This is a genomic window from Actinoplanes sp. ATCC 53533, from assembly GCF_003947245.1.
In genome coordinates this window covers 1-8,335 of sequence record NZ_QHHV01000301.1, presented here as the reverse complement: position 1 = coordinate 8,335, position 8,335 = coordinate 1, and the positions used below count along the sequence as shown (strand labels likewise).

Annotated in this window: 9 protein-coding genes and 1 pseudogene; 6 read left to right on the top strand and 4 right to left on the bottom strand. The window is 70.5% G+C overall.

All coding sequences use genetic code 11. From position 1 onward, the window contains the following. The 6 genes from DMB66_RS54650 to DMB66_RS54625 form a co-directional block, all read left to right on the top strand. Positions 1 to 646 (top strand): flagellar biosynthetic protein FliR (locus DMB66_RS54650; protein WP_148112888.1); only part of this gene is annotated, 646 nt, incomplete at its 5' end. Positions 647 to 649: 3 nt separating this feature from the next. Continuing rightward, positions 650 to 1,741 carry a flagellar biosynthesis protein FlhB gene (locus DMB66_RS54645; RefSeq protein WP_125811941.1) on the top strand — a complete coding sequence of 364 codons (1,092 nt, stop codon included), beginning with the start codon at positions 650 to 652 and terminating at the stop codon, positions 1,739 to 1,741. A 78-nt stretch (positions 1,742 to 1,819) separates the two neighbouring features. After that, positions 1,820 to 3,862, top strand: coding sequence for a flagellar biosynthesis protein FlhA (flhA, locus tag DMB66_RS54640; RefSeq protein ID WP_125811940.1), 2,043 nt, complete (start codon positions 1,820 to 1,822; stop codon positions 3,860 to 3,862). Next, the gene (locus tag DMB66_RS54635; RefSeq protein WP_199753196.1) at positions 3,840 to 5,444 is read left to right on the top strand and encodes a hypothetical protein; all 1,605 of its coding nucleotides are present in this window, start codon (positions 3,840 to 3,842) and stop codon (positions 5,442 to 5,444) included. Before flhA ends, DMB66_RS54635 begins: the two co-directional genes overlap by 23 nt. Positions 5,445 to 5,447: 3 nt before the next feature. Further along, a complete protein-coding gene (locus tag DMB66_RS54630; RefSeq protein WP_125811939.1) occupies positions 5,448 to 5,693 on the top strand; it encodes a hypothetical protein in 246 nt (81 codons plus the stop codon). A gap of 92 nt (positions 5,694 to 5,785) precedes the next feature. Continuing rightward, the gene (locus tag DMB66_RS54625; RefSeq protein ID WP_125811938.1) at positions 5,786 to 6,838 is read left to right on the top strand and encodes a sulfotransferase; all 1,053 of its coding nucleotides are present in this window, start codon (positions 5,786 to 5,788) and stop codon (positions 6,836 to 6,838) included. Here DMB66_RS54625 and DMB66_RS54620 read toward each other — a convergent pair. The 4 genes and pseudogenes from DMB66_RS54620 to DMB66_RS54605 all read right to left on the bottom strand — a co-directional run. Further along, positions 6,824 to 7,309 carry a hypothetical protein gene (locus DMB66_RS54620; protein ID WP_125811937.1) on the bottom strand — a complete coding sequence of 162 codons (486 nt, stop codon included), beginning with the start codon at positions 7,307 to 7,309 and terminating at the stop codon, positions 6,824 to 6,826. The genes DMB66_RS54625 and DMB66_RS54620 overlap by 15 nt on opposite strands. A gap of 7 nt (positions 7,310 to 7,316) precedes the next feature. Continuing rightward, on the bottom strand, positions 7,317 to 7,679 hold the full coding sequence (locus DMB66_RS54615; protein ID WP_125811936.1) for a response regulator: 363 nt from the start codon (positions 7,677 to 7,679) through the stop codon (positions 7,317 to 7,319). Further along, on the bottom strand, positions 7,676 to 8,152 hold the full coding sequence (locus DMB66_RS54610) for a chemotaxis protein CheX (protein WP_125811935.1): 477 nt from the start codon (positions 8,150 to 8,152) through the stop codon (positions 7,676 to 7,678). Before DMB66_RS54610 ends, DMB66_RS54615 begins: the two co-directional genes overlap by 4 nt. After that, a pseudogene (locus tag DMB66_RS54605) lies at positions 8,149 to 8,335 on the bottom strand (response regulator); the annotation flags it as partial. The gene DMB66_RS54610 and the pseudogene DMB66_RS54605, both read right to left, overlap by 4 nt.

The window sequence follows — 8,335 nt, the reverse complement described above, 5'->3', positions numbered from 1 at the left end:
GGTGCTGCTCTCGATCGGGCTGGCCCTGCCGATGGCGCCACACCTGACCGCGTCCGTGCCCTCGCTGCAGACCTCGGCGCTCATCGTCAGCGCGATCATGCAGGTCTTCATCGGCGCGGCGCTGGGCTTCATCACCTACCTCTTCTTCGCCGCGGTGCAGGCGGCCGGTGACCTGCTGGACGTCTTCGGCGGCTTCACCCTGGCCACCGCGTACGACCCGCTCTCGCAGAACCAGAGCTCGGTCTTCGGGCGCTTCTACAACCTGATCGCGGCGACTCTGCTGTTCGCCAGCGAGGGCCACCAACTGATATTGCGCGGGTTCCTGCAGTCGTACCGGACGTTGCCGCTGGACGCGACCTTCTCGATGGAGACGTTCAGCAGGCTGCTCACCCGTGGGATCGGTGAGATGGTCGTCGCCTCGGTGCAGATCGCCGGCCCGCTGATCGCCGTGCTGTTTCTCACCGACGTGGCGTTCGGCCTGCTCAACCGGGTGGCCCCGGCGCTGAACGCGTTCCAGCTCGGCTTCCCGGCGAAGATCTTCCTGCTCCTGACGCTGTCCGGGACCTCGATCGCGGTGCTGCCGCGGGCCCTGGACGGGCTGATCGACAAGGCCGTGATCGCGGTCGTCCGGCTGAGCGGGGGGTGATCCGTGTCCGGCGAGAAGACCGAACAGCCCACCGCCCAGAAGCTCAAGAAGGCCAAGCAGGAAGGCCAGATCGGCCGCAGCCAGGACGTCGGCGCCTGGTTCGGCATGCTGGCCGCCAGCGTGGTGCTCCCGCGCACGCTGAGCTCGACGATGGCGCACACCCGCGAGCTGATGGCGAAGATCCCGGACGTCATCGCCGACCCGGATCCGCAGATCGCGCTCGGCATCCTCCAGGACGGCCTGATGAGTGCGGCCTGGGCCGTGCTGCCGCTGGCCCTGACGATGATGGCCGTGGGCATCGCGGCGGCCGGCGCCCAGGGCGGCATCCGGGTCGCCAGCAAGCTGTTCATCCCGAAGTTCAAACGGCTCAACCCGCTGCCGGGCATCAAGAAGATGTTCGGCCCGCAGTCGCTGTGGGAGGGCACCAAGGCCCTGATCAAGACGGGCGTGCTGGGCGCGGTGCTGTACATGACGATGAAGGACATCGTGCCGCTGCTGATGACCGCCGGTCAGCTGCAGATCGGCTCGCTGCTCGGCGTGATCAACGACGCCGCGCTGTCGCTGATCCGGGCGGCGGCGGCCGCCGGGATCGTGATGGCCGCCGCCGACTACTTCGTGGTCCGCAAGCGCACCAACAAGCAGCTGCGGATGAGCAAGGAAGAGGTCAAGCAGGAGCACAAGAACACCGAGGGTGACCCGCACGTCAAGGGTCAGATCCGGGCCCGGCAGATGGCCATGGCCCGCAACCGGCAGATGGCCGACGTGCCGACGGCCGACGTGGTGCTGGTCAACCCGACCCATGTCGCCGTCGCCCTGCGGTACGACCCGGAGAAGGGCGCCCCGCGGGTGATCGCGAAGGGGCGGGGCTCGCTGGCCCAGAAGATCCGCGAGCTGGCCACCGAGCATCGGATCCCGATGGTGCAGGACGTGCCGCTGGCCCGGGCGCTGGAGAAGAGCGTGGAGGTGGGGATGGAGATCCCGGCCGAGTTCTACGGCACGGTGGCCAAGGTGCTGGCGTTCGTGATGAGCCTCAAGTCGAAGGGCTCCGCCGCCGGTGTCCATCGCAACCCGAACCCGACCCCGGCACCCGCTTAGGGAGCATAGCCACAATCTGGGAGATTTACTCACATCACGCGCCCCACTGCGGGAGTATCAGCAAGTGGAGGGGGTGCTGTGAAGGACCGCAACCTCAGTAAGCTCGCCGTGCCCCTCGGGGTCATCGGCATCATCGTCATGATGGTCGTGCCGCTGCCGACCTTCCTGCTCGACCTGCTCATCGCGCTCAACATCACCGGCGCGCTGCTGATCCTGCTGGTCGCCATGTTCGTCCAGCGCCCGCTCGACTTCTCGGTCTTCCCGGCACTGCTCCTGGTCGCCACCCTCTTCCGGCTGGCGCTCAACATCAGTGCCACCCGGCTGGTGCTGCGCGACGGCGACGCGGGCAAGGTCATCCACGCGTTCGGCAGCTTCGTGGTCGGTGGATCCCTGGTCATCGGCCTGGTGATCTTCATGATCCTGATCATCGTGCAGATCGTGGTGGTCACCAAGGGCGCCGAGCGGGTCGCCGAGGTGGGCGCCCGCTTCACCCTCGACGCGATGCCCGGCAAGCAGATGGCCATCGACGCCGACCTCAACGCCGGCCTGATCGACGAGGCCGAGGCGAAGCAGCGCCGCGCCGACGTCTCCGCCGAGGCCGACTTCTACGGCGCGATGGACGGCGGCTCCAAGTTCGTCAAGGGCGACGCCATCGCCGCCATCATCATCACCGTCATCAACCTGGTCGGCGGATTCGCGATCGGCATGCTCCAGGAGGGCATGTCGCCCGCGGACGCGATGAACCACTACAGCCTGCTGACCATCGGCGACGGCCTGGTCTCGCAGATCCCCGCCCTGCTGCTCTCGGTCGCCACCGGTCTGATCACCACCCGCTCGGCGACCACCGGCGACATGGGCAGCAGCGTCACCGCCCAGCTCAGCCAGAACAAGCTGGCCATGCGCATCGCCGGGGGCGCCGCGCTCGGGCTCTGCGTGATCCCCGGGCTGCCCAAGCTCCCGTTCCTGCTGATCGGCGCGACGGTGCTGCTGATCGCCCAGCGGATCAAGGACCCGGTGCCGGAGGGCGAAGGTGTGCCGGTGGCCGAGGTCGAACGGCCCACGCCGGACTCACCCGAGCAGTTGCTCGGCGAGATGCGCGTCGACCCGCTGGAACTGGCACTTTCCCCCGACCTGGTCGACCTGGTCGACACCAACGGCGGCGACCTGTTGGACCGGGTCCGGGCACTGCGCCGCAAGATGGCTCTGGAACTGGGCATGGTCATGCCGCCGGTGCGCACCCGCGACGACCTCGACCTGCCGCTGTCCTCGTACGCGATCCGGATCAGCGGCGTCGACGCCGGCAGCGGCCAGGCACCGCCCGGCACCGTGCTGGCGATCGGCGACGGGCTCCAGGCGCTGCCCGGCCGGGCCGGCGTCGAGCCAGTCTTCGGCCTGGCCGGCAAGTGGGTTCCGGCCGAGCTGCACTACCAGGCGGAGCTCTCCGGCGCGACCGTCGTCGACCGGGCCTCGGTGATCATCACCCACCTCGCCGAGATCGTCCGCAACAACGCCAGCCGCCTGCTCGGCCGCGAGGACGTGCGGTCGCTCACCGAGATGGTCAAGCGCAGCCACCCCGTCGTGGTCGAGGAGCTGACCCCGACGCTGCTCAGCCTCGGCCAGATCCAGCGGGTGCTGCAGGCGCTGCTCGACGAGGGCGTGCCGATCCGCGACCTGGTCCGGATCTTCGAGTCGCTGTCGCTGCGCGCCAAGGTCTCCGTCGACCACGACGGCCTGGTCGAAACCGCCCGCGCCGCGCTGGGCCCGGCCATCGCCGCCCAGTACGCGGCCGGCGGCCGGCTCACCGTCATCACGCTCGAGCCGATGCTGGAGCAGAACCTGCTCGAGTCGCTGCGGCCGAGCGAGACCGGCGCCTTCATGGCGATCGACGGCATGCGCGCCGAGGCCATGGTCACCGAGGCCGGCCGGCTCGTCGAGGCCGCCGAACAGCAGGGCATCACCCCGGTGCTGGCCTGCTCACCGCAGCTACGGCTGCCACTGATGCGTCTCCTGCGCGCGGGTTCCCGCCGGGTGCAGGTGCTGTCCTATTCCGAGATCTCTGGTTCCACCGCACAGATCGAGACCATGGGGGTGGTGAACGGTGCCTACGCGGGTGCTGCTTGAGGGGCCGGCCATCGAGCCGTTGCTGGCGCAGGTGCGCGACGAGTACGGCTCCTCAGTCCGGATCATCTCGGCCGACAAGGTCCGTAGCGGTGGCTTCGGCGGTTTCTTCGCCAAGCAGCACTACGAGCTGTCGGTCGAGGTCCCGGACTCCGATGAACGCAATGCCGGTGCACGCGGTGACGTGCCACGACGGCAGCCGGCGGCCGAGGAGCCGCCGCAGACACTGGAACAGTTGCTGGCCCGAGCCGAGTCACGCGACCGGATCGCGCCGGACGACAACCCGGCCACGGTCGACCGGCTGACCGGCCGGGGCGCCGGGATGGGTGACGCGGAAGCCGCGGTGGGCCGGCCCGGTTTCGATGCCGGCGGCCCGGGCGCCGCCGGCCGGGCCGCGGCCGACCCCGGCGCCGCCTTCGCGGAGCTGATGGCCGGTCTGGACAAGGCCGACAGCAACCCGTGGGTGCGGCCGGGCCCGCGGCCCAAGGCCACCGAGCCGGAACGGCCGGAGGGCCCGTCCGTCCGACCGTTCCGCCCGGCGCAGGCCACCGGCTCACCGGTCAACGGCGGCGGCTCGGCTACCCGCTCGCAGCCGCAGCCGCCCGTACCGTCGCTCGCCGAGCTCATGGGCGGCCTCGGCGTGGGCGACGGGCCGGCGTTCCCGACGAACGCCGCGGCGAACCGGGCCGCGCAGAATCCGGCGCCGCCCCGCACGCCCGCCGCGGCGTACGGGCTGGTGCCGACCTCGCCCGCGCCGGCCGGCACCGGGCTGGCCGAGACGCTGGCCGGGCTCGGGCTGGGAGTGCCCGCGGCGGCTGCCCCGACCGTGCACGCGACGACACACGGGCCGGCAACACTGGAGCAGCCGCCGGCCATATTGCGGCCGACGCACGCCGATCCGGTGCAGCAGAACCTGATGAAGGTGGGCCTGCCGGAGGCGATGGCCGCGCAGATCGTCGGCGGGGACACCTACGCCGGGGTGCTCAGCGTGCTGGCGTCGCGGCCCTCTGCGCCGCCCGTGCCGGACGCGCCCGGCGAGATCCTGGTGCTCTGCGGGGACCTGGACCACGCCCTGCCGATCGGCCGGAAGCTCTGCGAGCAGGCCGGGATCGACCAGGCGCACCTGATGCTGGGCGGGCCCACCGCGGCCGGCACCGGCATGCACTCCTCGCGGGTGCTCGGCGACCCGCCGGCCGCCGCGAGCAAGGCGGAGCGGCTGCAGAACGCCGACCACGCCTGGATCGTGGTGGTCGACGCGACGGTCGGCGCCACGGATCCGATCTGGGTCAGCGACATGTGCGACGCGCTGGGCGCGACCGCGGTCTGGGCGGTCGTGGACGCGACCCGCAAGACCGCCGACACGGCACGCCACCTGCGGACCCTCGGTGAAGTGGAGGCGCTGGTCGTGCACAGCGTCGACATCACCGCGGACCCGGCCACGGTGCTGGGTCTGGACCTGCCGATCGTCACGCTGGACGGCAAGCCCGCCACCCCGCACGCCTGGGCCGCGATGCTCTGCGCCCGGATCGCCGCGGACGTGGTGCCGATGGCCGCTCTCCCCCGGCGGCCGGCCCGGGGCAGGTAGCCCGTGATCCGGCCCTCCGTCCTGCTGTTCGCGCTGTTGATGAGCGCACCGGCGCTGTACCGCTACGTCACCGACGAGGTCGACATCACCCAGGTGCTGATCCGCTTCCTCATCGCCGTGCCGATCGCCGCGGTCCTGCTCGCCGCTCTGCGCTTCGTCACGGCCGGCTACGGCAGGACGGAGGAGCCGGGCACGCCGACGAAGCCGTCGCCCGGCGCGCCGGCGGAGACCGAACCGGGGCACTCCTGATCGGTCGGGTGACACGCCTTGACACTTGGTTAATAAATCCGTTTTGATGGCATATGTTACTTCCGGTGCTCGACTGCCCACCGGAGGGGAACATGCCCGCTGATCGCCCGATCATCGTTGTCGGTTGCCCGCGTTCGGGCACCACGATGCTGCAGCTCATGCTGCACGCCCACGCCCGCATCGCGATTCCGCCGGAGACCCGGTTCGTGCTGGCCGCGTACCAGGAGCGCCGGGATTTCGGCGACCTGACGGTGGCGGCCAACCGGCGTGCGCTCGCCCGCCGGATCGTCGATCGCAAGGAATCCCGGTTCTGCGACCTCGGCCTCGACGCCGACGACGTCGTCGAGCGGATCGCGGCCGGGCCCGGCACGCTCGGCTCCGTGCTGGGCACGGTCTTCCAGCGGTACGCGGCCCGCTTCGGCAAGCCGCGCTGGGGTGACAAGCGGCCGGCGTACCTGCACAACATCGACGTCCTGCTGCGGCTCTTCCCGGACGCGCAGTTCATCAACATCGTCCGCGACGGCCGGGACTGCGTGGCCTCGCTCAAGGAGATGTCCTGGCACCGCCTGGACATCTACGCCACCGTGGCGGCCTGGGCGCGGGCCGTCGACGACGCCCGCCGGGCCGCCCGGCGCCTCGGGCCGCACCAGTGGCACGAGGTGCGCTACGAGGATCTGGTGGCCGATCCGCACGGCCGGCTCGCCGCCATGTGCGCCTACCTGGGCGAGGACTACGACCCGGCGATGGCGGAGCCGTCCGCGGTGGCCGGGGTCGCGGTGCCCTCGTTCAAGACCTGGCACGCGCTGACCCACGCCCCGGTGACGACCCAGCGGGTGCAGAGCTGGCAGACCCGCCTGAGCCCGGAGGAGATCGCGCTCTGCGAGGCGGCGCTCGGCTCGCGGCTCGCGGCCGCGGGCTACGAGCTGTCCGGCACGGTCCGCCCGGCCCCGGCCCAGCTGCTGCGCTACGGCTGGACGGCCGCTCCGCAACGGCTCACGCCGGCTCGTCGCGGACTGAGCCTGGCCGCGGGGCGCCTGCGCCCCAGGCGGGACCTGGCCTACGTGCCGGCGGCGGTGCTGCCGCAGCGGGCGGCGGCGGACGCAGGACCGCCGCACCGCCTCGATCCGAGCCTAGGCCAGCGATAGGGAGAACTTCCCCTTGCCATAGCGGGCCACCTCGACCATCAGGTCCAGGCGCTTGCCCAGGGCCAGCAGGTGGGCCCTGGCGTCGTTGGGGAGATCCATGCCCGGATAGATCACCTGGTACAGCTTCACGTGCGGGGCGCCCTCGCGGTTGAGCAGGCTGGTCAGCACGTTGCAGAGCTCGAAGACGTTCTCGGCCAGGTTCGGGAAGAGCTTCTTCTCCTCGATGCTGTCTTCCGCGGCACCGGCCGGGAGCAGACCCAGGGCGGCGCCCGCGTTGGCCGCCAGTGCCAGCTGCATGCCGAGGACCGCGTAGAGCTGCTGCGACGTGTCGGTGTAGACGGCGAACACGCCGGTGGGCAGGTCGGCCGCGGTCATCGGGTCGCCCGGCGAGACGGTGACATCCCGGCCGAGCAGATCCTCGAAGAGATTGCGAATGGTGAGAGCGACGGGGATAACCGAGGTGTCAGACATAGCTATATCATCCCAAAATAGGAGAGAAGACCTCGTCGAAACGTTCCGCTGTGAAGGGCTTGACGATGAAGAACGCCGAACCGGCGGCCTCGGCCGCCTGCTGCATCTCGGGCGTGCACTCCGACGTCACGAAGCCGAACTTCACCTCGTTGCCGGCCGCCCGCAGCTTGCGGAGGACCTCGATGCCGGTCATCTCCGGCATGTTCCAGTCCGAGATCACCAGGTCCGGCTTCTCGGCGACCGCGTTGTCGAATGCCTGCTGCCCGTCGGCGGCCTCGACCAGGTCGTGATCCCCGAAACCCGCCTGGCGGAGGGTCCGGGTGACGATCTGCCGCATCACCCGGCTGTCGTCCGCGATCAGGATCTTCATGCGCTGGCCTCCGCCTTCACGCTCTGCCACATCGAGATGGACACCGGCTCGCCGTCCCAGATGCCGTACAGGCCGCTGATCCGCTCGGCCGCCGGGTAGTACGAAGCCGTGTCCGGCGCCAGCACCACCGTCGGCAACGACAGGAAGCAGCCGGCCGGGAGCATCGCCTTGACGTTGCCGCCGACGATGTTCGCCAGCTCACCGAGGACGTCCGAGATGTCCTCCTGGCCGACCTCGTCGGGCTCCATGGCGAGGAACGCCGCGGCGGCCTTCCGGGCGGCGTTCTGCGAGGAGGCGAAGACGAGGTGGCCGTGCCAGCTCCCGGTGATGGACACCGTCGAGTGCACCTCCGACACCTGCTTCACGTCGCCGTGTGGCACTAGCGGGCTGATCCCCTCGGGATCGAGATACGAGACCCACACCTGTTCCGCCATCTCGGCGAGGTCTCCCTCAGTCACCACAGGTTCGCTCATGAGTTCGCTCCGGTCGGGACGAGGCCCAGCAGGGCCAGCTTTTCGATCATTGCGCCCTCGGTGAAGGGCTTGATCACGTATTCGTGGGCGCCCGCGGCCAGCGCCCGGACGATCTGGCTCTGCTCGCTCTCGGTCGTGACCATGACCAGCGTCATCTCGCGCAGCCGGGGCTCGGCGCGCACC

Coding starts and splice junctions, on each gene's coding strand:
- DMB66_RS54625 (WP_125811938.1), top strand. CDS start 5,786: ATGCCCGCTGATCGCCCGATCATCGTTGTCGGTTGCCCGCGTTCGGGC.
- DMB66_RS54620 (WP_125811937.1), bottom strand. CDS start 7,309: ATGTCTGACACCTCGGTTATCCCCGTCGCTCTCACCATTCGCAATCTC.
- DMB66_RS54615 (WP_125811936.1), bottom strand. CDS start 7,679: ATGAAGATCCTGATCGCGGACGACAGCCGGGTGATGCGGCAGATCGTC.
- DMB66_RS54610 (WP_125811935.1), bottom strand. CDS start 8,152: ATGAGCGAACCTGTGGTGACTGAGGGAGACCTCGCCGAGATGGCGGAA.